Source organism: Corallococcus sp. AB038B (genome assembly GCF_003668955.1).
Classification (GTDB): domain Bacteria; phylum Myxococcota; class Myxococcia; order Myxococcales; family Myxococcaceae; genus Corallococcus; species Corallococcus exiguus.
In genome coordinates this window covers 180,974-203,854 of the sequence record NZ_RAWO01000013.1, presented here as the reverse complement: position 1 = coordinate 203,854, position 22,881 = coordinate 180,974, and the positions used below count along the sequence as shown (strand labels likewise).

The following is a 22,881-nucleotide window of genomic DNA, read 5'->3' as shown; positions in this document are numbered from 1 at the left end:
GGATGGGGCTGAACGCAGAGACTGATGGGTTTGCTTGAGCCTCAATCCTTCCAGAGGATCTTCCACGGATGCTTGCGCAGATCGGTGACCAGGGTCTTCAGTTCGTGGTAGAGGGCAGGGTCCTTGAGTAGTGCACCGCCGGTTCCCTGACCGGAATCGAGCTGTCCCAGGATCCGGTCCGCCTTGGTGGCGATCTGCTCCAACTGCCCCGCCGCCGCCGTGAAGCGCTGGAGGGCCAGCTTCACCTGCTGGCCGTCCTCGGGCGTCAGTGGGCCTGTCACCGCTGCCAGGCCGTCCAGGGTCGTTCCGGCGGACTTCGTCAAGCCGGGGAGGTCCTTTCGCATCAGGGCCGCCACGGCGGAGGCGTCGTCCAGCAGCCGGGCTCCCTTGCCTCCGGGTTGCATGGACTCCTTGGCCAGCTGCGCGAGCTGCCTCAGGTCCTTCGATGCCGCCGACAGCTCCGTGGCCAGGACCTTCACGTCGCCTTTGTTCTCAGTCAGGACCTCGTCCAGCGTCTTCGCCAGCCTGGACACGTTGGCGGCCAGGCCCGTCACGGCCTCCGGGTCCTTCTCCAGCATGTCCGACAAGAGCGTCACGAACTTGGAGAGCTGTTCCGACAGCAGGTCCAGGCGTGGCGCATCCACGCCCCGGAGCGCTTCCTTTTCCGGCAGCGGCGCGTCCGCGTTGCCTGGGTTCAACTCCAGATAGGGTTCACCCAGCAGACCCACCGTTCCCACCGTCACCCTGGCGTCCTTGCGCAGGGCGCCCCTCGCCGCGGGCTCCACGGACAGGTCCATGCGGACGGGGAGGGGGAGGCCCTTCGCGTCCCGTCGGTCCGCCAGGAGGTGGATGGTGTCCACCTTGCCCACCTGGACGCCTCCCAGCTTCACCGGGGCTCCCTGCACCACGTTGCCCGTGTGTGCGAAGTCCACTTCCAGTTTGGCGCCTCGGCCCAGCGTCAGCTCTCCCATCAACCAGAGCAACACCAGCACTCCCACCAGCGCCGCGAGCACCAGCGCTCCGACCTTCAACTCCAGGCGTTGCTCATCCATCCGTCGCGCCCTCCATGAATGGCGCTGTCAGCGTCCGCAGCTCCGGGGCAGGGGACTCCAGGAAGCCCTCCGGACTCCCCAGGTACGCGTTGCGTCCCTTCGCCACCACCAGCACCCGGTCCGCGATGCCTCTCAACTGCCGGTAGTCGTGCGACACCACCAGCGCCCCCAGGCCCTGCTCCTTCAACGACGCCAACACCGCCTCCACCTGCATCGCCGCCCTCCGGTCCAACCCCGTCGTCGGCTCGTCCAACAGCAGGTAGCGCGGCTTGAGCACCAGCGCCCTCGCGATGGCTGCCCGCTTCTTTGCCCCGGGCCCCAGCTCCGGCGGCAGCCGGTCCGCCCATTCCTTCAGGCCCACCTTCTCTAGCGCCGTCTCCACGGCTTCCTCCGGGGCGTTCGGGTCCGCGAGGCGCACGTTCTCTCGCAGCGTCCTCCAGTCCAGCAACGCGGGGCCCTGCACCAGGTACGGGGCCCGGCGGCGGAGTGTCACCAGCGTCCTCTCCGGCTGCGTGTCCACCCGTTCGCCGAACAGCGTCACCTTGCCGGCTTCGGGCTTGAGCAGCCCGACTGCCAGCCGGCACAGCACGCTCTTGCCGGAGCCGCTCGCTCCCGCAATGAACGTCAGCTCCTTCGTGGAGACCTGCGCGCTCAGGCCGTCCAGGACTCGGCGGCCCTGCTCGAAGGCGATCGCCACGTCCTCGAAGAGCAGCGTGTCCGGACCGGTGTCATTCACAGGCGCACGAACTGGAACGCAAGCGACACCGTCAGGTCAATCAACAGACATCCCAGGCTGGCCGCCACGACGCCTTCCGTCGTGGCCTCGCCCACCGCCTCCGCGCCGCCCCGGGCGTTCAACCCCGCCACCGCCGCCGCGAGCGGGATGTACAGGCCGCAGGCCACGACCTTCAGCCCTCCGACGAGCACGTCCCACCCATCCACGTACCTCGCGTCCATGAACGCCCGGCCGTCGATGTTCAACGCCACGCTCGCCACCAGCACCGCTGACGCCGTCGCCGCGATGGTCCCCATCACGCTCAGGAGCGGCACTCCGACCAACCCCGCCACCACTCGGGGCGCCACGAGGTCCGCGTACGGATCCCCCGCGGACATCTCCAGCGCCTCCACCTGTTCATTCACGCTCATCGTGGCCAGCTCCGCGGAGTGGCTCGCACCTGCTCGCGACGCCGTCAGCAGCGCCGACACCGCGGGGCCCAGTTCGCGCACCAGCATCTCGAAGTAGGCCGGGCCCAGCACCGCCACGTTGCCGATCAGCTTCTTCGCCTGCGCGTTGGCGATCATCACCAGCACCGCGCCGAAGAAGGCCATGCCGGACATCACCAGCCACACGCTGCGCCCGCCCAGTTCGTGCACCTGCGCCAGGGTTTCACGCCACGGGATTCCCTCCCGCGCGCCCGCCCGCACCGTGCGCGCCAGCATCACTCCCGGCGCCCCGAAGAAGAGCAGCACGCGCTTCATGCGAGCACCTTCGACAGCAGCGTCGTCAGCAAGAAGTCCAACAGGAAGATGGCCGCGCAGCCCAGCACCACCGCGCTCGCCGCGGCCTCTCCCACGGCGCGGGCTCCTCCCTTGGCCCGGAGCCCCACCGCCGTGGACACCAGCGAGATCGCCAGCCCGAACGCTCCTGTCTTCACCACGCCCCCGAGAATGTCGGACGGGCTCAGCATCTGCGCGAACGTCCCGAAGAACACCCGCACCGGCAGGTCCAACGTGAGCTTCGCCGCCACCGCTTCGCAGAGGATGGACACCAGGAACGTGAACGTGCTCAGCCCCAGCATGCTCAGCTCCATGGCCACCACCCGGGGCGCCACCAGCAGCGCGAACGGATCCAGGCCAATGCCTCGCAGGCCTTCAATCTGTCCGCCCACCTTCAGCGTGGCCAGCTCCGCCGCGTTCCTCGCGCCGATCCGCGCGGACATGATCAGCCCCAGCAGCAGCGGGCCGAACTCCCACAGCACGCCGTAGCCCGCGGCCCATCCCAGGAAGGCCCTCGCTCCGAAGCGCTGGATGTAGAGCGAGGCCTGCACCACCACGATGACGCCCGCCAGCGCCGCCGTCGCCAACGCCAGGGGCAGCGAGCCGTAGCCGAACTGCACCAGCCCTCGCGCCAGCTCGCGCCGCTCCAGCCTGCGCAGGCCCCAGGCCGTGCGGCCCGCGACCAGGGCCAGCGCTCCCACGCCGCCCACCGCCTGCATCGCCGAGCGTCCCAGCCAGGCCAGGGCGGTGGTGCTCACGGGTGCTGGGACCGCGGAGTCATGCGAGGGCCTCGTCCGGCGCGCTTTCGAGCTGCGGCGCCGGGGCCCCATCGTGCACCAGTCTGCCGCTTTGCAGGTACAACCAGCGGGGCAGGGGAAGATCCACCGGCGCTTCCGGCGCCGCCACCAACAGCGTTCCCTGACCGGCGACCTCCAGGAGCACCCTCGCGACCTGACGCGCCGTGCCGGGATCCAGGCCCGCGAACGGATCATCCGCCAGCAGCACCGCCGGCCTCGCCGCGATGGCCCTCGCGAGCCCCGCGCGCTTCTTCATGCCGCCGGACAACCGCTCCGGCAGCGTGTCCGCCGCGTCCGCCAGGCCCACCGAGTGCAGCACCGCATCCGTTCGCTCGCGGGCCTCATCTTCCGGCACGCGACGGCGGAGCAATGGCTGCATCACGTTCTGGCGCACCGTCAGCGAGTCGAAGAGCGCGTCCGTCTGGAACACGAAGCCGAACGACGCCTGCTGCGCACGACGCTCCGGCGCAGAGAGTCCGGCGACGTCCTGTCCGTCCCACGTCACCCGACCGGAGGAGGGGCGCAGGAGGCCCGCGAAGGCCTTCAGGAGCGTTGTCTTGCCCGAGCCCGAACGCCCCAGCACCAGCGCCTGCGTGCCGGGCGGGACGTGGCAATCCGTGGGCTCCAGCACGGTCCGGGGGCCATGGCGGATGACGAGGGCTTCGGCGCGCAGGTCCATGGTGGGGCGGCTCGGGTCCTTTTCATTTCCGCCAGTAGGCGACGGTCCCCCGGTCGCCGACGACGCCGATGTTCGTGGGTGACGTCGAGTCCAGGGACCGGAGCGCGTTCGTGCCTTCATGGACGGCGCTCCAGGTGCTTCCATCGTAGAAGTAGACGCCTCCCTGTCCAGCGGCCACATAGACCTTGCCCTGCGCGAGCCCCTGCACGTCCAGGGCGTTGACCCGAATGGTCAGGAAGCTGGGTGGGGGCAAGGTGCTCCACTCCCCGCGGTAGCGCTGGAGCACCAGCCCATCATCTCCCGCCGCGAAGACAAGGCGACTGTTCACGACGTCCACCCCGCGAAGGGAGCCCGCGATGGGGGCGTTGAACGCCTCCGCCTGCCACACGGTTCCATCCGAATTGGAGCGGAAGGCCCGGACCGACGGCTGGCCGCCGACGTCCTCGAAGCCCACGGCCATCAACGTGCCGGGGGTCCTGATGCCATCGATGGCTCGCAGGTTGGCCTGGACCTGGGTCACGACCGTGGGCGCATCCGGCCTCCGCCAGCGCACGATGTTGCCATTGCTCGCCACGGCGTAGAGGACCGGTTCGCTGCCGGCCGGCTCCTCCAGTCCGACAATCCCATTGAGGTGGCTGGTGTTTCCCGCCGCGACGACGACGGTGCAGGCCGTACTCGGCGTGTCCGTGGGCGCGCGGGTCGTGAGCTTTCCATCATCGCCCGCCAGGAACACCTGCCCGGTGCTGCTGGTCCACGCCGCCCTCCAGTTCCCGTCACAATTGAAGGACGTCAGGCCAGAAGGGGTGGCATAGGCGAGCTTGTCCTTCGCCGCGAACCAGGCCCCCTGGGTCCCGTGGAGCGCGATGGACCTCCATTCGACGTTCCCGCCGACGTTCAGGTTCTCAGTCCATACGCGCGAAGCGCAGGTGTTGCCCTCGTCCACGCCACCCGCGCAGTTGTTGTCCAGCCGGTCGCAGACCTCCGGAAGCCCGTTCGCCACGTAGGCGGAGCTCTCGTCACAGTCCGTGGACACCGTGGACTTGCCCGAAGGAACCGTTCCGCACGTCCGGCCCTCGACCGTGCCCGCTTGACCGTCGCCGTCCTCGTCCACGTAGTAGGCGGTGGGCGTGACGGTGCTGTTGCAGACGACGCCTCCATTGCTGCAGACGTTCGCGCCGGGGCACTGGTCGCCGTTGAAGCAGTTCCCGCCCACGTCGAACGTCTCGTCATTCACGCCATCGCAGTTGTCGTCCTTGCCATCGCACCGGAACTCCGCCTGGTCCGGATGGACGCTCAGGTCCCGGTCGTTGCAGTCGCCGGTGCGGGACGCGGTCAGCGCGGGCCCCTCGCATGCCACCACGCGGGGCGGCAGGAGCCAATTGCCGTACCCGTCATTGTCGTCATCCGGGTACCAGGGCGTGGGGCCGCCCACGGTCGCGTCGCGGTCGTTGCAGTCCGTGCCGCCTTCGGTCGAAACGACGAAGCCGTCGCCGTCGCCGTCCGTGGCCGCCAGCAACAGCTCCACCGGCGTGATGCCGTCCTTCTCGAGGCTCGCGGTGGCCTCCGCGGTCGCCACCCGGGCGCCTTCGCAGGACTGCTCGTGTGCCTGGGCCAGGAGCTTCACGTCGTTGCTCCAGCCGGCCTGCCGGAACACCGCCACGGACAGCGTGCCTGGAGGCGCACCGGCGGACACGTTCACGTCCTTCGTGACGTGCCGGGAAACCTCCGTCTGATCCGTGACCGTCAGCGTCACGCACCCCGGCCGAAATCCTTCGTAATGAAGCTGCACCTTCAGAGCGGCGGACTTGAGCTCATCGCCCTTGGAGCACCCCACGAGGGTGCTCGTGAGCACAGCGACCAGGAATAAACGCATGGGACACGCATTCTGGGGCGCGCCCACACCCGGAGTAGGGCGATGTCGCCACCCGTCGGCAATTCAACCCGAGAGTCTTCTTCCCCGACCCTTAGTCCGCTGCGCGAGGCATCGTCCAGACACGCACCGCTCATCACCCCCCAGATGACGGCTTCCGTGTATAGGGGCCGCTGACCTTTCAACATTGGCCCGTTCCACCGCACGCCTTATGCCTACCGTCCGCAGTGCCCTCTTCGCCGCGCCACTGGGTGCCTGCCTCTGCGCGCTGGCCCCGGACGCCTTCGCCCAGACGCCTCCGGCCCCGTCTCCGGCACCCGCCACCGAGGCTCCCGCCAGCGCCTTCCCCAAGCCGCCGATGCCGTCCGGCGATGCCGCGCCGCTGACGCTGGAGCGCGCCGTGGAGCTCGCCTCGCAGAAGAACGAGGCCGTGCTCGCCGCGGGGCAGTCGGCCGAGGCCGCCCAGGCCCGCGTCGCCCGCGCCCGCTCCTTCTTCCTGCCCACCATCACGGCCGCTGGCACCTACACGCGGCGCCTGCGTGAGTCCACGCGCGAGGTCGGCGGACAGACCGTCGTGCTCCAGAAGTACAACGCCCTGGGCGCGGTCTTCTCCGGCCGGATGGCCCTCTTCGACGCGCGCGGCTTCCCGCTCTACAAGGCCGCGAAGCTGGAGAGCGAGGCATTCAAGCTGGACGCAGTGGAGACGCGCCGCCAGGTGTCCTTCAGCGCCGCCAACGCCTTCCTCGTCACCCTGGCCAACCAGCAGGTGTACCAGGCCGCCGAGCAGCGCCTGGCCTACGCGAAGCAGAGCCTGGCGGACGCACAGGCCCGCGCCAGCTCCGGGCTCGCCAGCACCAACGACGTCACCCGCGCGGAGCTGGAGCTGGCCACCGCTCATTCCAACCTCGCCGCCGCCCTGGGCACCGCGGAGACGAGCCGTCTGGAGCTGGGCTACCTGCTCGTGGAGCCCGTGCAGGGCGGGCTCGCGCCGCCGGAGCCGCTGCTCGCGGACGCCATTCAGCCCACGCCGCCCCTGGAGCTGCTCACGGAGGGCGCTGCGGACCGGCGGCCGGACATCCTCTCCGCGCGCCTGCGCGTGCGCTCGCTGCGGGAGAACGCGAAGGAGCCCCTGGCGCGCCTGCTGCCGTCCCTGGGCGCGAGCGCCCAGTACCGCCTCACCAACGAAGCGGGCCTCAACGGCAACGTCGGTGATGGCTTCCTCGCCCTGGATCTCACCTGGACCCTCTTCGACGGCGGCGCCCGCTACGCCGATCGCGACGAGCGCGTGGCCAACGCCAACGTCGCGGAGCTGAACACCCAGGCCGCGACGCGCCGCGTGCCGGTGGACATCGAGCAGGCTCGGGTCAATCTGGAGACGGCGCGGGCCGCGCTCGCGCAGAGCGAGCAGGCGGCGAAGGCGGCGCGCAAGAACGCCGCGGAAACAGGCATCCTCTACCGCCAGGGCCTGTCCACCGCGCTCACCCTGGCGGACGCGTCGCTCAGCCTCTTCGAGGCGGAGGTGGCGCTCGCCCAGAACCGGTATGGGCTGGGCGTGGCGTTGTTGGGCCTGCGAGCCGCTGTCGGACTGAATCCACTGGGGAAGGAACCGTGAAGGCAATGCAACGCACTGGAATGCTGGCCCTGTCGCTGGCCGTGCTGTCCCTGGCCCCTGGCTGCAAGAAGGAAGCGACCGCGCAAGGTGGCAAGGCCGCGGGCCGGGGCCCCCTCCAGTTCCCCGTGGAGGTCGCGCCCGTGGAGTCGCGCGACGTGGAGTATGCGGTCAGCGCCGTGGGCGCGGTGGAGGCCTTCGAAAGCGTGCAGATCACCGCGCGTGTCCCGGGCGCCCTGGAGCGGGTGTCCTTCGCCGAAGGCCAGACGGTGAAGAAGGGCGACACGCTCGCGGAGATCGAACCCGCGCGCTACGCCATCGCCGTGCGCGCCGCGGAGGCCGTGCTGCAGAAGGCCCAGGCCGCGCTGGTGGAGGCCAAGGCCGGCGCCCAGCGCCGCGCGGAGGTCAACGCGCAGAGCCCGGGCCTGCTGCCCGCCGAACAGCTGGAGACGTACCAGGCTCGCGCCGCCACCGCGCAGGCGGACGTGTCGGCCGCGAAGGCGGCGTTGGATCAGGCGCAGCTCAACCAGCGCGACGCGTACGTGCGCGCCCCCATGGACGGCATCCTCCAGACGCGCACCGTGCAGACGGGCCAGTACGTGCAGCCGGGCGTGGTGCTGGCCACGCTCCTGCGCCGCGAACCGCTGCTCCTGCGCTTCAACGTGCCCGCGGCGGACGTGACGCGGATCACCCCGGGGATGCCCGCGCGCTTCACGGTGCGCTCGGACGGCGGGGCGTACGAGGCGAAGATTACGTACGTGTCCGCGAGCGCGGACACGCAGAGCCGCATGGTGGCGGTGACCGCGGAGGTGACGGGCGAGGCCGCGCAGAAGCTGCGCCCGGGCGCCTTCGCCACGGTGAGCGTGCCGGTGGAGTCGCGCGGGGGCAGCCCGGTGATTCCGCAGACGGCCATCCGCCCCAGCGAGCGCGGCTTCCTGGCGTTCGTGGTGACGGACAACAAGGCTCGCGAGCGCATCCTGGAGCTGGGCCTGCGCACGCCGGACGGGCGGGTGGAGGTGAAGGAAGGCCTCAAGCCCGGTGAGACGCTGGTGGTGCGCGGCGCGGAGGCCCTGCGCGACGGCGTGGCCGTGCGCGTGGAGCAGGAGCGTCCGAAGCCGAAGGTGGGAGGCGAGCAGCCCCCGGCCGAGGCCCGCGGCGACACGAACCCGAACGCGGGCGCGGAGGGCCGTCCATGAGCATCACCGACGTCTGCATCAAGAAGCCGGTGTTCGCCTGGATGATCATGGCGGCGACCATCATCTTCGGACTGGTGGCGGCCCAGCGCATCGGCATCAGCCAGTTCCCGGACGTCGACTTCCCCACCATCAACATCTCCGTGTCGTGGGAGGGCGCCAACCCGGAGGCTGTTGAGTCGGACGTCGTCGAGTTCATCGAAGAGGCCGTGACACAGGTGGAGGGCGTCAAGAGCATCACGTCCTCCGCGCGCCAGGGCAGCGCCAACATCACGGTGGAGTTGGATCTGTCGCGCAACGTGGACCTGGCGCTGCAGGACGTGCAGACCAAGGTGAGCCAGGCCCAGCGCCGGCTGCCGCTGGACATCGATCCGCCCGTCGTCTCCAAGTCCAACCCGGAGGACCAGCCCATCATGTGGCTGGGCGTGGCCGGACCGTTCTCCCAGCAGGTGGTGAGCGACTTCGCCCGCTACCGCGTGAAGGAGCGCCTGCAGACGGTGCCCGGCGTGGGCGAGGTCATCCTGGGCGGCCTCCTGGAGCGCAACGTGCGCATCTGGGTGGACGCGCAGAAGCTGGACGCGCACGGGCTCACCGTCACGGACATCACCGCCGCGCTCCAGCGCGAGCACGTGGAGCTGCCTGCGGGCCGCATCGAGACGCAGGGCCGCGAGGTCAACGTGCGCTTCATGGGCGAGGCGCTGGACCTGGAGACGCTTCAGAACGTCGTCGTGCGCGAGGAGGGCGGCCGCCCGGTGTACCTGCACGACGTGGCTATCGTGGAGGACGGCTTCGAGGACGAGCGCCGCCTGGCGCGCGTGAACGGCGAGCCCGCCCAGGCCATGGGCATCAAGAAGCAGCGCGGCGCGAACGCGGTGGCCGTGGCCCAGGCGGTGCGTGAGCAGCTGGCGCAGCTCCAGAAGGAGCTGCCGGAGGGCATGAGCGCGAGCATCAACTTCGACTCGACGCAGTTCATCGAGGAGAGCGTGCACGAGATTGAGTTCGAGCTGTTGCTCGCGTGCATCCTCACCGCGTTCGTGTGCTGGGTGTTCCTGGGGTCGCTCTCCAGCACGCTCAACGTCGTGCTCGCCATCCCCATGTCGCTGTTGGGGACGGTGGCGGTCATCTACTTCCTGGGCTTCACGCTCAACACCTTCACGTTGTTGGGATTGGCGTTGGCCGTAGGCATCGTGGTGGACGACGCCATCATGGTGCTGGAGAACATCTTCCGGCACGCGGAGGAGGGGAAGGACCGGGTGAGCGCCGCGCGTGAAGGCACGGCGGAGATCACCTTCGCGGCCCTGGCGGCGACGCTGGCGGTGGTGGCCATCTTCCTGCCCGTCGTCTTCATGAAGGGCATCATCGGCCGGTTCTTCCTCCAGTTCGGCGTCACGCTGTGCGTAGCGGTGCTCCTGTCCTACGTGGAGGCCATCACCCTGGCGCCCGCGCGCTGCGCGCAGTTGCTCAAGACGTCCCGCGAGCACCGCAGCCGCATTGGCGTGGTGGTGGACAAGGCCTTCTCCAAGCTGGAGGCGCTGTACGCGCGGGCATTGGGCTGGGGGCTGGTGCGCCCCTGGCGCGTGCTGCTGGTGGCGGTGGCGATGCTGTTCCTGAGCGCGTTCGCGTTCAAGGCGCTGCCCGGCGAGTTCGTCCCGTCGCAGGACCAGGGCCGCATGTCCGTGCGTCTGCAGACGGCGGTGGGCAGCAGCCTGGAGGAGACCAACCGCCTCTTCAAGCGCGCGGAGGAGTTCGTCGCCAGCCGTCCGGAGGTGACGCGCGTGTTCGTGGTGGTGGGCGGTGGCGGTAGCGGGTCCGCCGTGAACTCCGGCAACATGAACCTGACGCTGGTGCCGACGGATCAGCGCATGTCGCAGGCGGACTTCGCGCAGGTGCTGCGCAAGGAGCTGAACAGCTACCCGGGCCTGCGCGCGGTGGTGCAGGACCTGTCCCAGGCGGGCTTCACCGCGCAGCGCGGCTTCCCGGTGGAGTTCAGCGTGCGCGGGTCGGACTGGGACAAGCTGGTGGAGGCGAGCCAGTCCCTGCGCGATCAACTCCAGGCGTCCGGCAAGGTGGTGGACCTGGACACGGACTACCAGCTGGGCCAGCCGGAGCTGCGCATCACGCCGGACCGCGCTCGCGCTTCGGACGTAGGCGTGCCCATCCAGGCGGTGGCGTCCACGGTGAACGCGCTGGTGGGCGGCGTGCGTGTGGGCAAGTACAGCAGCGGCGGGCGGCGCATCGACGTGCGCATGCGGCTGCTCGCGAGCCAGCGTTCGCGGCCGGAGGACCTGTCGCTGCTGAAGGTCCGGACGGCGAACAACTCGCTGGTGCCGCTGTCGTCGCTGGTGACGCAGGAGGAGCTGCCCGCGCTGCAGGCCATCACCCGCCGCGACCGTGAGCGCGCCATCAGCATCTTCGCCAACGTGGCGCCGGGGTCGAATCAGGAGGAGGCGCTGGCCACGGTGGAGTCCCTGGGCAAGGACCTGCCCGGCGGCATCCGCGTGGTGGCGGGCGGCGCGAGCGTGGCGTTCCGCGACTCGATGAGCAGCCTCATCTTCGCGCTCTTCATGGGCATCGCCGTCGCGTACATGGTGCTGGGCGCGCAGTTCAATTCGTTCCTGCACCCGGTGACGGTGCTCACGATCCTGCCCCTGTCGGTTGCGGGCGCGTCGTTCGCGCTGCTCATCACGGGGAACACGCTGAACATCTTCAGCATGATCGGCCTGTTGCTGCTGATGGGCATCGTGAAGAAGAACTCCATCATCCTGGTGGACTACGCGCTCCAGCAGCGCGAGCAGGGCGCGGACGCGATGCAGGCCATGCTGCGCGCGGGCCCGGTGCGCCTGCGTCCCATCCTGATGACGTCCACCGCGACGATGATGTCCGCGGTGCCGGCGGCGCTGGCGCTGGGCGCAGGCAGCGAGACGCGCGCCCCCATGTCCATCGCGGTGCTGGGTGGCCTGTCCGTGTCGACCGTGCTCAGTCTGCTCGTGGTGCCCGCGTTCTACGTCGTCGCGGACCGACTCAAGACGCGGCTGGGCAACCGGTTCAGCAAGGGGAAGGGCGATGACGACTCGCACGCCGCCCACGAGGAGCCCCGGCCGGTGCCGCACGGGTAGGGCGCTGGTCAAGTCTCAGCGGCGGCCTGACCGCCCGCGCGCCCCCGGCGCCGGTGGACGATGCAGGCGCCCTGGCACATGCGCAGCGTCTTCGGAACACGGCCCCGCCTTGGGGCCCTGAACCTTCGGAGACGCTGCCATGGCCACGCCTGTTCCTCCCGACACCCACGCCGTGCCCGTCAAGGAGCGCGACGAGTCGCTCGAGCTCCAGCCGTTCCTGGACGAAATCCAGGGGGACGCCGTCATGCACAGCCAGGGCCTGGAAGCCCGGGAGGCGGCGAGCGCGGTGTTCTGCTCGCTCGCCCGGAGGCTGTCGGATGGCGAGGACGTGAAGCTCTACCGCGCGCTGCCCGGCGGCATCGGCGCCATCCTGGGGGCCTGCTCGGTGCACCGGGGCCCCTCACGCGCCAAGCGCATTGGCCGCGATGAGTTCATCACCGACGTGGCGGACCACCTGAACATCAAGCCCGACCAGGCCTTCCGCGTCGTCACCGCGGTGTTCACCGCCGTGCGCGACCGCATCCCCGAGGACGAGATCGCCGCCGTGGCGTCGCAGCTGCCCGCGGACCTGGGCGACCTGTTCCGCAGGCCTGTCTGACAGGTTTCAGGAGCGGAGGCGCGAGGCGAGCAGCTTCCAGTACGACACGGGGAAGACGCGGGCGAGCATCGCCAGCGCCACGGCGTCCTTGCCGACGAGGATGCGCTGCTCGCGCGCTTCGACCCCGCGGACGATGATGTCGCCCGCGGCCTCCGCCGGGAGCCGCAGCATCTTCTGGAACGACTTGCGGCGGCGGGAGACCTCCTCGTCCGTCGCGCCGGTGGGGACCCGGGCGCTCGCGGCGATGGACGTCGCGACACCGCCCGGGTGCACCACGGTGACGCCCACGGTGGTGCCCTCCAGTTCGTGGCGCAGCCCTTCCGAGAAGCCGCGGACGGCGAACTTGCTCGCCGCGTAGGCCACCTGTCCCGGCGGGGCCACCAGGCCGAAGACGCTGGAGAGGTTCACCAGCCGCGCGTCGTCGCTCTGGCGCAGCAGGGGCAGGAAGGCGCGGCTCAGGCGCACCACGCCCCAGAAGTTGATGCCGAACAGCCACTCGAAGTCGTCGCTGCTCACCTGTTCGAAGGAGCCTCCAAGCGCGACGCCCGCGTTGTTGAAGAGCAGGTCGACCCCGGGATGCTCCGCCTTCACCTTCTCCGGGAAGGACTCCACGGCCTCCTTGTCGGACACGTCGAGCCGGTGACGGCTGATGCGCAGCTGCGGCGCACTCGCCAGGTCCGCTGTCTCAGCGAGCCCCGCTTCGTTCACGTCCGCGAGCGCGAGGTGACAGCCCTTGCGCGCCAGGCAGACCGCGATGGCTCGGCCGATGCCGCTCGCCGCGCCCGTGACGACCGCCGTCCTGCCTTGAAGCCGCATGCGCTCAGCCACGGGCCACCTCCGCGTTGGAACGGGTGCTCACCTCCGGAAGCAGCGCCTGACCCGAGGCCGCGCTCCCGGACCGCTTGAACTCCATTGCTTCGTCGTCCACGCGGCCATAGCGCATCATCACCAGGTCGCGGACGTAGTTCTGGTACAGGCGCCACGGAGCGCGCGTGCCCTGGCGAGGCAGGGATTCCAACGCGCGCTGCACGTAGCCGGAGCGGAAGTCGAGCACGGGCTCCGGCGTCATGGCCGGGCCCGTCAGGCGGGGCACGCATTGCGTGTAGCCGTGCTGCTTCATGTGGTTGAGCAGGCGGCAGGTGTACTCGGCCACCAGGTCGCACTTCAGGGTCCACGACGCGTTGGTGTACCCGAAGGCCGCGACGAGGTTGGGCACGTCGCTGAACATCATGCCCTTGTACGCGAGCGTCCGCGCCAACTGGACGGGCTCTCCGTCCACGGACAGCGACAGGCCGCTGAGGATCTTCACGTTCAGCCCCGTGGCGGTGACGATGATGTCCGCGTCCACGTGCGCGCCCGAGCGCAGCTGGAGGCCTTTTTCGGTGAAGGACTCGATGTGGTCCGTCACCATGGAGGCGCGCCCCTCGCGGATGGCGCCGAAGAGATCGCCGTCGGGGGCGACGCACAGCCGCTCGTCCCAGGGGTTGTAGCGGGGCGCGAAGTGCGTATCGACGTCGTAGGCCTTGCCGAGCGCCTTCCGCACGCCCAGGCGCAAGAGCCACTTGAACAGCCCCGGCCGGCTGCGCGCGAGGCCGTAGAGGAGCATGCCGCGCAGCACGTTCTTCCAGCGCGCGACCGCGTAGGCCGCTCGCCGGGGGAGGACGTACCTCAACGCCCGGGCGACGCTGTCCTCGGCCGGTTGATCCGCGATGTACGTGGGCGAGCGCTGCAACATCGTGACGTGCGCGGCGCGGTCGGCCATCGCGGGGACCAGCGTCACCGCCGTCGCGCCACTGCCGATGACGACCACGCGCTTGCCGCCGTAGTCCAGGTCCTCGGGCCAGTGCTGCGGGTGCACGACGCGGCCCTGGAAGCGCTCGGTGCCGGGCCACGTGGGCGTGTAGCCGCTCGCGTAGTCGTAGTAGCCGGTGCAGGCGTAGAGGAAGCCGCATGTCATGCGGACGGGCGCGCGTTCAGGGCCCACCTCCATGTCCACGGTCCAGCGCGCGTGCTCGGAGGACCACTCGGCGCGTGTGACGCGGTGGTGGTAGCGGATCCGCTGGTCGATGCCGTACTCCGCCGCGGTCTCCTCGATGTACGCCTTGATGGAGGGCCCATCCGCGATGGCCTTGCCCCCCAGCCACGGCCGGAACCGGTAGCCCAGCGTGTACATGTCCGAGTCCGAGCGGACGCCCGGGTAGCGGAACAAATCCCACGTGCCGCCCATGGCCCCGCGCCCCTCCAGGATGGCGTAGCTCAGGGTGGGGCAGCGCGTCTGCAGGTGGTACGCGGCGCCGATGCCCGACAGGCCCGCGCCGATGATCAACACATCGACGTGCGAGAGCGGCTCGGCGGAGGACAGCGGCATCACGGGACTCCTCGTGGTACAGGAAGGTACCCAGCCTATGCGTCTGTTGAACAGAGGTAGCAGTGACATCTGGTACCGTCAAGTACCAGCTCCGGGAGCCGCATGACGACCCCGTCCGACCCACCAGGCGAAGCGCCCCGGGAGCGGCTCGTCGCGGGCCTGGCGCAGGCCATCATCGAGGTGGGCTACGCCCGGCTGACCATCGCGGACATCGTGCGGCACGCGCGCGTGTCGAAGCGCACGTTCTACGAGCACTTCGAGGACAAGGACGCATGCCTGCTGGCGCTCTACGCGGCGCAGAGCGCCCGGCTGCTGGCGGAGATCCAGGCGGCCATCCAGCACGCGCCTCCGGGGGAGATGCGGGCCAGCATCGGCGCGGCCGTGTACCTCGCGAGCCTCCAGAGCCGGCCAGGGCTCGTGCGGACGCTCCTGGTGGAGATCCTGCACGTGGGGCCGAAGGGCGTGGCGCTGCGCCGCCAGGTGATGCGCAGCTTCGCGGAGTTGATGCGAAGGGAGTTCGACGCGGCGGGCACCGGGGCCACGCTGTCCCCGGCGATCGCGATGGCGCTCGTGGGCGGTATCAACGAGCTCATCCTGGAGGCCGTGGAGGAGGACCGCGTCGACCGGCTCTCGGAGCTGGCCGGCCCGGTCGCGGCGTTCGTGCGGGGGCTCCTGGAAGCACGGCCTCCGGCGAAGTGAACGGCGCTCAGTCCATGTGCTCCATGGGGATGCCCCGGGGCACGGCCCAGGGGTGGCTCCGCTCTTCGTAGACGGAGAAGACCGGGGCGGGGAAGTTCGGATCCGTGAAGGCACCCACGGCGATGGCCACGAGCTCCGGCTGCTGCGAGCTCACGTAGTAGACCGTCGAGCCGCACTCCGGACAGAAGTGGAAGGTGGTGGGGATGCCGCTCTCGTCGCCCTTGCGGATGAATGTCTGGGAGCGGCCCTCGATGGCGGTGATGTCTTCACGCCGGAAGCGGGCCTGCACGGCGTACACGCTGCCGGAGCGCTGCTGACAGGCGAAGCAGTGGCACATGGAGACCCGGACGGGGTCTCCCTTGCACTCCACGCGAAGCTGACCGCAGACGCATGACGCTCGACGCTGGGACATGGACTGCCTCCTGGAAGGGGAGGGCAGTGTGGCTCAGTTCCCGAGCGCTGTTGCAATCAACGGTTTCAGGTCGTTCTCCAGGTCCACCGAGAACGCCACCACGCCGCCCGTGGTGTCGCTGCCCGCCAGCTGCATGCCCAGGATGGCGTAGTACTTCGCGCCCCGGTCCAACCACGGCGTGAAGCCGAACGCGCCCGGTGAGCTGACGCTGTCGCAGCCCGTGGCGGGCGTCGTGCACTCCAGCCACGCCGTCAGCCCGTAGCGGTACGGATAGCCCAGCTCCTGGTAGGGCGAGTTGCCCACCACCACGGACGGGTAGGGCTCACGCGACTGCAGTGCGAAGAGCGCCAGCGTGCCCTTCTCCAGCCCTGCGTAACGGCCCCGGTGGTACACGAGCGCGAGCAGCTTCGCGTACTCGTTCATCGACGCGCGCAGGCCGCCCGCGACGAGTGGATTGGTGCTGCCCAATTGCTGCGTCGGCGCCGTGTAGTACGTCACCCCGGACGGCAGCCCCAGCGGCGTCGCCAGCGTCTGCGTGAAGAGCGTGTTCCACGTCTTGCCCGTGACGACCTCCGCCATGCGCCCGGCGACCTGGAGATGCGTGCTGCCGTAGTCGAAGCGCGTGCCCGGCGGCGCCTTCATGGGCACGGCGGCGATCTGCGCCACGCACTCCGCCAGCGTGATGCCCGGCCGGGTCGTGCAGGGGTTGGACGGCTCCAGGCCCGACGTGAAGGACAGCAGGTGGCGCAGCGTGATGTTCGCCTTGTCGCCCGTCCACCCCAGGACCTGGCCGGTGGTGGAGTCCAGCGACAGCAGGCCCTGCCGGATGACGTCGAAGAGGACGGTGCCAGACACCATCTTCGACGACGACGCGATCGCCACGCGCGTGTCCGGCGTGAAGTCACCGAGCATCTGTTCGTACACCTTGCGGTCCTGCGCGTCGTAGATGGCGAGTCCCATGCTCGTCACGCCCGACGCCGCCGCGCGGGCCGTCACCATCGCGCCCACCGCGTTCCATGCGGCGCCCGCATCAGGCGCCAGCTCCTGGGAAGTGGCGGCCGGCGTCACCTCCGGCTCTGGAGCCGGACCGCCGACACCACCACAGGCCCACAACAGGAAACACATCCCCGCACCGCTGACCGCCCTGATCACCGTGTTCATGAACAACCTCCGTTCCCTGTTCAACCCGGAGTGTTCGAAACGGTTGCGGGGCGAGACCTTGGTCCCCGCGCCGTCTTGCCCGGCACGGAGTCGCATGCTAGCCGATATGTTTTCAGGCGAAGCAGCTCCCGAGGGCCATGGCACGCTCGACTCCGCATCGCATCCCCTGCGCCGATGGCTTCGAATTGCACGCCTCGCTGCACAGCCCGGAGGGCCCTGTCCGGGGCGTGGTGCTGGTGCATCCCGCGACCGCCATGCCCGCGAGCATGTATTTCGCGTTCGCCGAGCGGCTGACGGACGACGGCTTCGCGGTGGTGACCTACAACTACCGGGGCGTGCACCCGTCGGGCGTGGCGAAGCGGACGCGTGCCGGGTTCCTCACCTGGGCCGACCAGGACGTGGCCGCGGTGACCCGCTGGGCGGCGGAGCGATACCCGGGGCTGCCGGTGCTGGCCGTGGGACACAGCTTCGGCGGCCACGCCATTGGACTGAGCGCGAGCAGCCAGCAGCTCACCGCAGCGGTGATGGTGGCGGCCCAGGCCGGGAGCATGAGGTTCATCCACTCCATTCGGGAGCGGATGCTGGTCGCGATGTACCTCAAGTTCATCGGGCCGCTGTGCGCACGCTTCCTGGGTTACATGCCCTATGCGCGGCTGGGACTCGGCGAGGACGTCCCCGCCCAGGCGTCGCTGGAGTGGAGCCGCTGGGCGTCGCTGCCGCGCTTCTACTTCGACGACCCTCGCGTCGACGCCGCGGCCCGCTTCCGGCGGCTGAGCATGCCGGTGCTGGCCATCGGCCTGGATGACGACCCCTGGGGGCCACCCGAAGCCATCGACCTGGTCTGTGAGCACCTCACCGGCTGCACCGTGGAGCGTCGGCAGTTCTCCCCAGCGGACAGCCTGGGCCAGGGCATCTGCCACCTGGGCTTCTTCCGCGAGCACCATGCCGCCACGCTCTGGCCCACGGTGAGGGAGTGGCTGCGCCGCCACGCCCCGGAGCGCGGCTGAAGGCCCTCATCGCTTGGAGGGCGCCGCGTCCGCGATGGCGCGGGCCTTCGTGTTCGCGTCCTTCGTCTTCGTGGACACGTCGCCGAGGATCGACTCGAAGCCCTTGAGTCCCCTCACGACCAGGTATTCCCCCAGCTTCTTGCCCGGGCCGGACTCTTCCTTGTTCAGGGCGAAGCACGTCACGCGCTGGATGACGGCGAAGGGCTTTCCCTCCTTCATCCGCCATTCCAGCTTGGAACCGAAGCGCAACACCGGGCACTGCCCCTTCGGCCTCAGCTCGATGGTGAAGCGGGAGTCGCTCTTGGAGGAGATTTGCCGCTGGATGTCGTAGGCGCTGTAGAACTCCGTCAGCACGTAGTCGCCACCCGGGCCTTCACACTGGAGGGGGATGTCGCCGCCCTCGGACTCATCCTCCTCGGCCTGACGCGGACACTTCTCCACGTCGGTGTATTCGGAGGAGAGCTCCGGCGGGGCCGTGTGCAGCAGGAACAGCGCGGGCAGGATGAGGGCGGTGTGCATCCGTGGCAGCGTAGCGCTACCGGATCCTCGCGTCGTCGCCCCAGTCATCCTCGTCGTCGGTCATCAGCTCGTCCTCGTCGTTCTGGAAGACGTGGTACGCGATGGGGGCGTGGTCGATCATCGTCCACTTTCTGTAGCCGGGATACGGGGGCACGGTCTCGACGCGGCTGACGGTTTCCGACTTCCACATGTAGTCCAGGACCTGGGTCACGAGCCCCAAGGTCTCCGTGTACTTGCCAAAGGTGGCATCGAGGGAAGGGAAGACGGGCGTCCATTCGAAGAGCCTTTTGATCTCGGCGGCCAGGCTCGTGGAAGTGCCAGGTTGTGCCTCCTTGAGGCGGCTCCAGGCGTAGTTCATGTCGCCGATGAGCACCGCGGGCTGCGATTCGCCGTGGAGCTCGGCGATGTCGCCAAAGATTTCATCGGGAGCCTTGTCGGGGTTGGCGATGATGTGGACCGCCCCCACGGTGAGGTCTTCCAGCCTCACCCGCACCATGGGCCGTTTCTGGCTGACGCCGACGATTTCGATCTCCGGCTTCAGGTCCTCCCGCCACATGACGATGAAGGAGCAGGGGCTGGCATTGTCGTTCCTGTCGCCCACGGCGATGTACCGCGCCGGGTAGCCCGTCTTGTCCGTGAGGTACGCGGCCAGTGCCCCTCCGCCCTGGGACACCTCGGACAGGAAGATGAGCGAAGGCCTCAGCTGGTGGGCGTTGATGGTCCGGATGATCCATTGCACGATCTGCTGACAGCACCACATGCAGCGGGCCTGGGGCTCCAGTTTGCGGGAGGTCAGCCCGCTGGCCCGCTGGGTGTTCCAGTACGCGATGATCACCTGCGCTCCGCCAGGGCCCGGGGCTGGAACGGACGGGCGGCGACACGCGTGCGGGGGAAGCCCGGGCTCGCGGGGTTCAGGGCCTTCTTCGCGGCGCTCAACGTCGAGAGGTCCGACACGTTGTAGGGCCCCTGCAACAGCGTCGGCGACAGCCCGTTGACGATGCTCGAGAGCACCTGGCCGTTCGGCGAGAGCACGCTGACGATGTCCATCAGCTGCCACCTGAGGAACATCTGCGTATAGGTCTGGGTGGCGGTGAGGGTGTCGGAGACGTAGGCGGTGTACTCGGTGCTGAGCGACACCTCCTGGGAGCTGGTGGAGCTGGCGCTCAGGCTGGCGGAGATGCCCACGGACATGGGCCCCCAGCCCGCGCTCGCGCTGGTGCCGAGCGAGGCGGAGACGGTGTCGGTGCTCGACGACGTCTGCTGCATGTTCGAGGTGGACGTGGTGCTGACCGTCTGCGTCTCGCCCGGAGCGATGGTGTAGGACTCGGGCAGCCGCCGCCAGTACTGCTCACGAAGCGTACGGTTGCGGTTCTCCAGCAGGCCCGCCGCCACGAGGACGCGCGGGGAGTCCGGAGGGATGACGACCTCGGCGGTGGGCTGCGGGGGCAGTCCGATGTCATTGGGGGCCACCATGGAGTGGGGGCCAAAGAAGACGCTGGGGGTGCTGGAGGTGATGGAGCACACGCCGATGAACGAGCCCGTGTGGCGGCAGGACCAGCTGATGGAGTCCCCGTTGGCCACCCAGAAGTTGATCGCGTAGCCCGCGGGGACGACGCCCATGGCGCACCGGGAGGCGTCCTCGGCGAGGTAGAAGAGCTGCGCGTCCACGGGCAGGTTGTTCCAGAAGCGAAGGGAGCGCATGCCTCCGGTGGGGGCCGAAGCCAGGGTTCCCGCGAGGGCCTGCTGATATTGGGTATTCATGAACGGCCTCCACCCTGGGAGAGCTCGTCCTCGAAGAGGCGGGCCCACTCCAGGGCAATGGTGTCCCACTGGAGCGTGGGACGGGTGGCGAGCGCGTGGGCGGCCCAGGACCGGGCCTCCAGGTGCGCTCGATCTTCGTACAGCCGGGTCAGCGCCGCCGTGAGCGAGTCCACGGACGGCACGTGGGCGTCGGTGAGGATGCGGGGCTGGCACAAGGTCAACGCGACGTCGAGCAGCTCGGCGCTGCCCGCCCAGAGCTCCCCCGGCGCGGTGTGGCCGGGGACCACCTGCGCGGCGCCCGTGGCGGCGTGCTCGAAGGCGACGAGCCCCCAGCCCTCGCTGCTGGACGTGTTCACGCCCACGTCGCACGCGTTGTAGACGTGGTTGAGCTGGGCGAGCGACAGCCGGGGCGCGAAGCGTTGGTCCGAGCTGATGATGAGGCGGTCGGTGATGCCGAAGCGCGCTCCCAGCCCACGCACGTCCCAGCCCACGTCCTCGGTGCCCATGTGCAGGTAGAGCCGGGCGTCGGGACGTCCCTGCGCGAAGGCGGCGAAGCCCCTCACCGTGAGGTCGATGAGCTTGCGCGGCTGGTTGCGGTTGGCGTTCAGGACGATGAAGGCGTCGTCCAGCTCGTTCGTCCCGAACAGCGCGGCACGGCTGGCGCGGCGGGACGCGACGAGCGACTCGCTCGGGGGCGACAGGGGGCGGAAGACGTCGGTGTCGACGCCGTGGGGGATGACGTCCACCCGGGGCCAGGTGGGCGCGGTGGTGAGCCGGGCGGCGGCGGCGCTCAGCTCGCCCTGACCGAAGTCGGTGTACGCGACCAGGCGGTGGACGCCCTGGAGCCCCGCGAGGAAGCTCGGGCTCAGCGGGCCGGAGTCCACGGGGCAGTAGGCCACCATCCGGTGGCGTCCGGGCACGCGGCCAAGCGCCCGGACATGGTCTCCGAGCACCCAGATGTCATTGACGAGGAAGACGAGATCCGGCTCCAGGCTGGCGCACAGCTCCGGCAGCTTGCTGACGCCGCGGGCGTCGATGGCCGGGTGGAGCGTCCAGGGCAGATCGTGGGCGCCGCCCGCGTATTTGATGCCGAGCTGGTGGACGTCGTAGTCGCGTGAGACGCGCCGGAAGATGCTCTCGGTGACCCGGCTGAAGCCGGTGGGGGCCACGGCATCTCCCACCACGAGGATGCGCGGGCGGCTCCGGCGCGCGGAGCCCGGCCGGGGCGCGTCCGCGGAGGTGGCCCGGCGCTCCTCCGAGCGCCGTCGCACAGCCTCCAGCACGCGATCTCCCAGGACGCGGTGGCGCTCGCTCCGGCGTCGCGTGAGGACCTCGTCCCGCGCCCGGAGGAACGCATCGTCGAAGGAGACGGTGTCGGGCATCGCGAGCCCGGGATAGAGGCTCCGGAGCGAGGCGGGCAGCGCGAGCTCGTCCATCACCAGGTCGTCGAAGTCCACAACCAGGCCGGGAATGGCATCCAGCGCCTCCTGGGCGTCGAGCAGGCCTTCGATGAGGGCCTCATCCGGGTCGTCGCGGCGCACGCCTCGCGCTGGATACGTCCAGCCCCGGTCCCCCATGGCGAGCGCGACGTCCGCGACGGAGCGGTGGATCTTCATCACCCGGAGGGCGCCGGGTTGGGAGAGCGCGGCGGAGACGACGAAGGGTTGGGTGACGTCCTTGTAGGCCCAGCCCGTGGGGCGCACCACGTGCACCAGGTGTTCGCGAGCGGCCTCGAAGGCGGGGCCATCCGACGGGCGCAGGAAGTGCACCGCCGCGGGATGGGGCGCGAAGCCGAAGCGCTCCAGGTTGAGCACTTCACCGTCCGTCACCCAGCCGGGGGCCGAGAGTCCCAACAGCTCGCGCGCCCACTGCCACGTGGTCGACGACAGGGAGCGGGGCAGCGACACCAGGAAGAGCGACGGCGTCTCTTGGGTCGGCGGGGCGCTCATCCTTCCTCGAAGACCGTGTAAAGCATCCCGAAGGTGATGGTGACGTCCGACGAGAAGGTCGCCGTCCCCGAGAGGGCCCGCGGTCCTCCCGAGGAAGAGAGCTGCATGAAGAAGCTGTCACCCGGTCCGCCGGTGAACGTCGCGGTGGCGTCGGTGGTCAAGCTCTTCCAGACCGACACGTTCTGCACTTCGCTGACGTGCCCCTGGGAGACCTTCTTGATATCCGCCTGATAGCCCTGCCCCGGGCAGGGCGTGAAAACGACACGCATGTTGCTCATGGCGTCTGCTCCGTGGTGAAGACGATGGACACGTCCGTCTGGGGTGCGAGCGCCGGGGAGAGCATCGTCGTTGCATAGGCGGAGCAGGCGTAGCTGGCATAGCCAGACACCTGGAAGACGCCGCTCATGCCGGTGACCTGCCCCGAATAGACACGGGCCGGGACGCTGCTGGCGTTCTGATAGCCGTTGATGATGACGGTCACAGGCGCGTTGGCCTGGTTGCGAAAGATGACGCGTACGGGGTCGGACATCCGGTCTCCGGTTGAATCCTGTTCACGTGGCGTGAATCAGAATCCGCCGGCCGGCGTCGCATTGC

22 protein-coding genes are annotated in these 22,881 nt (G+C 69.6%); 6 read left to right on the top strand and 16 right to left on the bottom strand.

Going from position 1 to position 22,881, the window contains the following annotated elements; translation table 11 throughout:
* Nucleotides 1-41: 41 nt before the first annotated feature.
* Genes D7Y04_RS35235 through D7Y04_RS35210 form a run of 6 tightly spaced genes read right to left on the bottom strand, consistent with a single transcriptional unit; the run spans nt 42 to nt 5,898 of the window.
* Nucleotides 42-1,052 (bottom strand): MlaD family protein, encoded by a 1,011-nt coding sequence (locus D7Y04_RS35235; protein WP_120594822.1) that lies wholly within the window; start codon nt 1,050-1,052, stop codon nt 42-44.
* Complete coding sequence (locus tag D7Y04_RS35230; RefSeq protein WP_121762164.1) at nt 1,045-1,788, bottom strand: ATP-binding cassette domain-containing protein; 744 nt, start codon at nt 1,786-1,788, stop codon at nt 1,045-1,047. Before D7Y04_RS35230 ends, D7Y04_RS35235 begins: the two co-directional genes overlap by 8 nt.
* Complete coding sequence (locus D7Y04_RS35225) at nt 1,785-2,531, bottom strand: ABC transporter permease (RefSeq protein ID WP_120594820.1); 747 nt, start codon at nt 2,529-2,531, stop codon at nt 1,785-1,787. Before D7Y04_RS35225 ends, D7Y04_RS35230 begins: the two co-directional genes overlap by 4 nt.
* Entirely contained in the window at nt 2,528-3,307 is a 780-nt protein-coding gene (locus tag D7Y04_RS35220) for an ABC transporter permease (RefSeq protein WP_233601721.1), read from the bottom strand. Before D7Y04_RS35220 ends, D7Y04_RS35225 begins: the two co-directional genes overlap by 4 nt.
* 19 nt (nt 3,308-3,326) lie before the next feature.
* On the bottom strand, nt 3,327-4,025 hold the full coding sequence (locus D7Y04_RS35215; RefSeq protein ID WP_121762163.1) for an ABC transporter ATP-binding protein: 699 nt from the start codon (nt 4,023-4,025) through the stop codon (nt 3,327-3,329).
* A gap of 22 nt (nt 4,026-4,047) precedes the next feature.
* The gene (locus D7Y04_RS35210; protein ID WP_147477263.1) at nt 4,048-5,898 is read right to left on the bottom strand and encodes a putative metal-binding motif-containing protein; all 1,851 of its coding nucleotides are present in this window, start codon (nt 5,896-5,898) and stop codon (nt 4,048-4,050) included.
* Between the two features lie 208 nt (nt 5,899-6,106).
* Here D7Y04_RS35210 and D7Y04_RS35205 point away from each other — a divergent pair, with 208 nt between their 5' ends.
* The 4 genes from D7Y04_RS35205 (at nt 6,107) to D7Y04_RS35190 (ending at nt 12,411) form a co-directional block, all read left to right on the top strand.
* Nucleotides 6,107-7,507: a TolC family protein gene (locus D7Y04_RS35205; RefSeq protein ID WP_121762161.1), complete on the top strand. Its 1,401-nt coding sequence runs from the start codon at nt 6,107-6,109 to the stop codon at nt 7,505-7,507.
* Nucleotides 7,508-7,512: 5 nt separating this feature from the next.
* Entirely contained in the window at nt 7,513-8,700 is a 1,188-nt protein-coding gene (locus D7Y04_RS35200) for an efflux RND transporter periplasmic adaptor subunit (protein ID WP_121762160.1), read from the top strand.
* Nucleotides 8,697-11,813, top strand: coding sequence for an efflux RND transporter permease subunit (locus D7Y04_RS35195; protein WP_121762159.1), 3,117 nt, complete (start codon nt 8,697-8,699; stop codon nt 11,811-11,813). Before D7Y04_RS35200 ends, D7Y04_RS35195 begins: the two co-directional genes overlap by 4 nt.
* Nucleotides 11,814-11,952: 139 nt before the next feature.
* Nucleotides 11,953-12,411 carry a DUF2267 domain-containing protein gene (locus D7Y04_RS35190; protein ID WP_120580304.1) on the top strand — a complete coding sequence of 153 codons (459 nt, stop codon included), beginning with the start codon at nt 11,953-11,955 and terminating at the stop codon, nt 12,409-12,411.
* A gap of 6 nt (nt 12,412-12,417) precedes the next feature.
* On the opposite strand, the gene D7Y04_RS35185 is transcribed toward D7Y04_RS35190, so the two are convergent.
* The gene (locus D7Y04_RS35185; RefSeq protein ID WP_199749784.1) at nt 12,418-13,239 is read right to left on the bottom strand and encodes an SDR family oxidoreductase; all 822 of its coding nucleotides are present in this window, start codon (nt 13,237-13,239) and stop codon (nt 12,418-12,420) included.
* On the bottom strand, nt 13,232-14,779 hold the full coding sequence (locus D7Y04_RS35180) for an NAD(P)/FAD-dependent oxidoreductase (RefSeq protein WP_121762158.1): 1,548 nt from the start codon (nt 14,777-14,779) through the stop codon (nt 13,232-13,234). The genes D7Y04_RS35185 and D7Y04_RS35180 overlap by 8 nt, the downstream gene beginning before the upstream one ends.
* A 102-nt stretch (nt 14,780-14,881) precedes the next feature.
* Here D7Y04_RS35180 and D7Y04_RS35175 point away from each other — a divergent pair, with 102 nt between their 5' ends.
* Nucleotides 14,882-15,478, top strand: a complete 597-nt coding sequence (locus D7Y04_RS35175; RefSeq protein ID WP_121762157.1) for a TetR/AcrR family transcriptional regulator — start codon at nt 14,882-14,884, stop codon at nt 15,476-15,478.
* A 7-nt stretch (nt 15,479-15,485) separates the two neighbouring features.
* Here D7Y04_RS35175 and D7Y04_RS35170 read toward each other — a convergent pair whose 3' ends face one another.
* Together D7Y04_RS35170 and D7Y04_RS35165 are read right to left on the bottom strand one after the other, a co-directional pair.
* Nucleotides 15,486-15,890 (bottom strand): GFA family protein, encoded by a 405-nt coding sequence (locus D7Y04_RS35170; protein ID WP_121762156.1) that lies wholly within the window; start codon nt 15,888-15,890, stop codon nt 15,486-15,488.
* A 33-nt stretch (nt 15,891-15,923) separates the two neighbouring features.
* Complete coding sequence (locus D7Y04_RS35165) at nt 15,924-17,051, bottom strand: serine hydrolase (RefSeq protein ID WP_199749783.1); 1,128 nt, start codon at nt 17,049-17,051, stop codon at nt 15,924-15,926.
* A 137-nt stretch (nt 17,052-17,188) separates the two neighbouring features.
* On the opposite strand from D7Y04_RS35165, the gene D7Y04_RS35160 reads away from it, so the two are divergent.
* Nucleotides 17,189-18,058 carry an alpha/beta fold hydrolase gene (locus D7Y04_RS35160; protein WP_120594809.1) on the top strand — a complete coding sequence of 290 codons (870 nt, stop codon included), beginning with the start codon at nt 17,189-17,191 and terminating at the stop codon, nt 18,056-18,058.
* A 6-nt stretch (nt 18,059-18,064) separates the two neighbouring features.
* Here D7Y04_RS35160 and D7Y04_RS35155 read toward each other — a convergent pair whose 3' ends face one another.
* Genes D7Y04_RS35155 through D7Y04_RS35130 form a run of 6 tightly spaced genes read right to left on the bottom strand, consistent with a single transcriptional unit; the run spans nt 18,065 to nt 22,816 of the window.
* Entirely contained in the window at nt 18,065-18,577 is a 513-nt protein-coding gene (locus D7Y04_RS35155; RefSeq protein ID WP_121762155.1) for a hypothetical protein, read from the bottom strand.
* Nucleotides 18,578-18,593: 16 nt separating this feature from the next.
* Complete coding sequence (locus D7Y04_RS35150) at nt 18,594-19,412, bottom strand: endonuclease/exonuclease/phosphatase family protein (protein WP_120594807.1); 819 nt, start codon at nt 19,410-19,412, stop codon at nt 18,594-18,596.
* On the bottom strand, nt 19,409-20,338 hold the full coding sequence (locus D7Y04_RS35145; protein ID WP_147454474.1) for a hypothetical protein: 930 nt from the start codon (nt 20,336-20,338) through the stop codon (nt 19,409-19,411). The genes D7Y04_RS35150 and D7Y04_RS35145 overlap by 4 nt, the downstream gene beginning before the upstream one ends.
* Complete coding sequence (locus D7Y04_RS35140; RefSeq protein WP_121762154.1) at nt 20,335-22,287, bottom strand: hypothetical protein; 1,953 nt, start codon at nt 22,285-22,287, stop codon at nt 20,335-20,337. The genes D7Y04_RS35145 and D7Y04_RS35140 overlap by 4 nt, the downstream gene beginning before the upstream one ends.
* Complete coding sequence (locus tag D7Y04_RS35135) at nt 22,284-22,565, bottom strand: hypothetical protein (RefSeq protein WP_120579994.1); 282 nt, start codon at nt 22,563-22,565, stop codon at nt 22,284-22,286. Before D7Y04_RS35135 ends, D7Y04_RS35140 begins: the two co-directional genes overlap by 4 nt.
* Nucleotides 22,562-22,816, bottom strand: a complete 255-nt coding sequence (locus tag D7Y04_RS35130; protein WP_120579993.1) for a hypothetical protein — start codon at nt 22,814-22,816, stop codon at nt 22,562-22,564. Before D7Y04_RS35130 ends, D7Y04_RS35135 begins: the two co-directional genes overlap by 4 nt.
* Between the last annotated feature and the right edge of the window lie 65 nt (nt 22,817-22,881).

Coding starts and splice junctions, on each gene's coding strand:
- D7Y04_RS35130 (WP_120579993.1), bottom strand. CDS start 22,816: ATGTCCGACCCCGTACGCGTCATCTTTCGCAACCAGGCCAACGCGCCT.
- D7Y04_RS35205 (WP_121762161.1), top strand. CDS start 6,107: ATGCCTACCGTCCGCAGTGCCCTCTTCGCCGCGCCACTGGGTGCCTGC.
- D7Y04_RS35135 (WP_120579994.1), bottom strand. CDS start 22,565: ATGAGCAACATGCGTGTCGTTTTCACGCCCTGCCCGGGGCAGGGCTAT.
- D7Y04_RS35160 (WP_120594809.1), top strand. CDS start 17,189: ATGGCACGCTCGACTCCGCATCGCATCCCCTGCGCCGATGGCTTCGAA.
- D7Y04_RS35215 (WP_121762163.1), bottom strand. CDS start 4,025: ATGGACCTGCGCGCCGAAGCCCTCGTCATCCGCCATGGCCCCCGGACC.
- D7Y04_RS35140 (WP_121762154.1), bottom strand. CDS start 22,287: ATGAGCGCCCCGCCGACCCAAGAGACGCCGTCGCTCTTCCTGGTGTCG.
- D7Y04_RS35195 (WP_121762159.1), top strand. CDS start 8,697: ATGAGCATCACCGACGTCTGCATCAAGAAGCCGGTGTTCGCCTGGATG.
- D7Y04_RS35235 (WP_120594822.1), bottom strand. CDS start 1,052: ATGGATGAGCAACGCCTGGAGTTGAAGGTCGGAGCGCTGGTGCTCGCG.
- D7Y04_RS35200 (WP_121762160.1), top strand. CDS start 7,513: ATGCAACGCACTGGAATGCTGGCCCTGTCGCTGGCCGTGCTGTCCCTG.
- D7Y04_RS35180 (WP_121762158.1), bottom strand. CDS start 14,779: ATGCCGCTGTCCTCCGCCGAGCCGCTCTCGCACGTCGATGTGTTGATC.
- D7Y04_RS35210 (WP_147477263.1), bottom strand. CDS start 5,898: ATGCGTTTATTCCTGGTCGCTGTGCTCACGAGCACCCTCGTGGGGTGC.
- D7Y04_RS35145 (WP_147454474.1), bottom strand. CDS start 20,338: ATGAATACCCAATATCAGCAGGCCCTCGCGGGAACCCTGGCTTCGGCC.
- D7Y04_RS35165 (WP_199749783.1), bottom strand. CDS start 17,051: ATGAACACGGTGATCAGGGCGGTCAGCGGTGCGGGGATGTGTTTCCTG.
- D7Y04_RS35175 (WP_121762157.1), top strand. CDS start 14,882: ATGACGACCCCGTCCGACCCACCAGGCGAAGCGCCCCGGGAGCGGCTC.
- D7Y04_RS35225 (WP_120594820.1), bottom strand. CDS start 2,531: ATGAAGCGCGTGCTGCTCTTCTTCGGGGCGCCGGGAGTGATGCTGGCG.
- D7Y04_RS35190 (WP_120580304.1), top strand. CDS start 11,953: ATGGCCACGCCTGTTCCTCCCGACACCCACGCCGTGCCCGTCAAGGAG.
- D7Y04_RS35155 (WP_121762155.1), bottom strand. CDS start 18,577: ATGCACACCGCCCTCATCCTGCCCGCGCTGTTCCTGCTGCACACGGCC.
- D7Y04_RS35170 (WP_121762156.1), bottom strand. CDS start 15,890: ATGTCCCAGCGTCGAGCGTCATGCGTCTGCGGTCAGCTTCGCGTGGAG.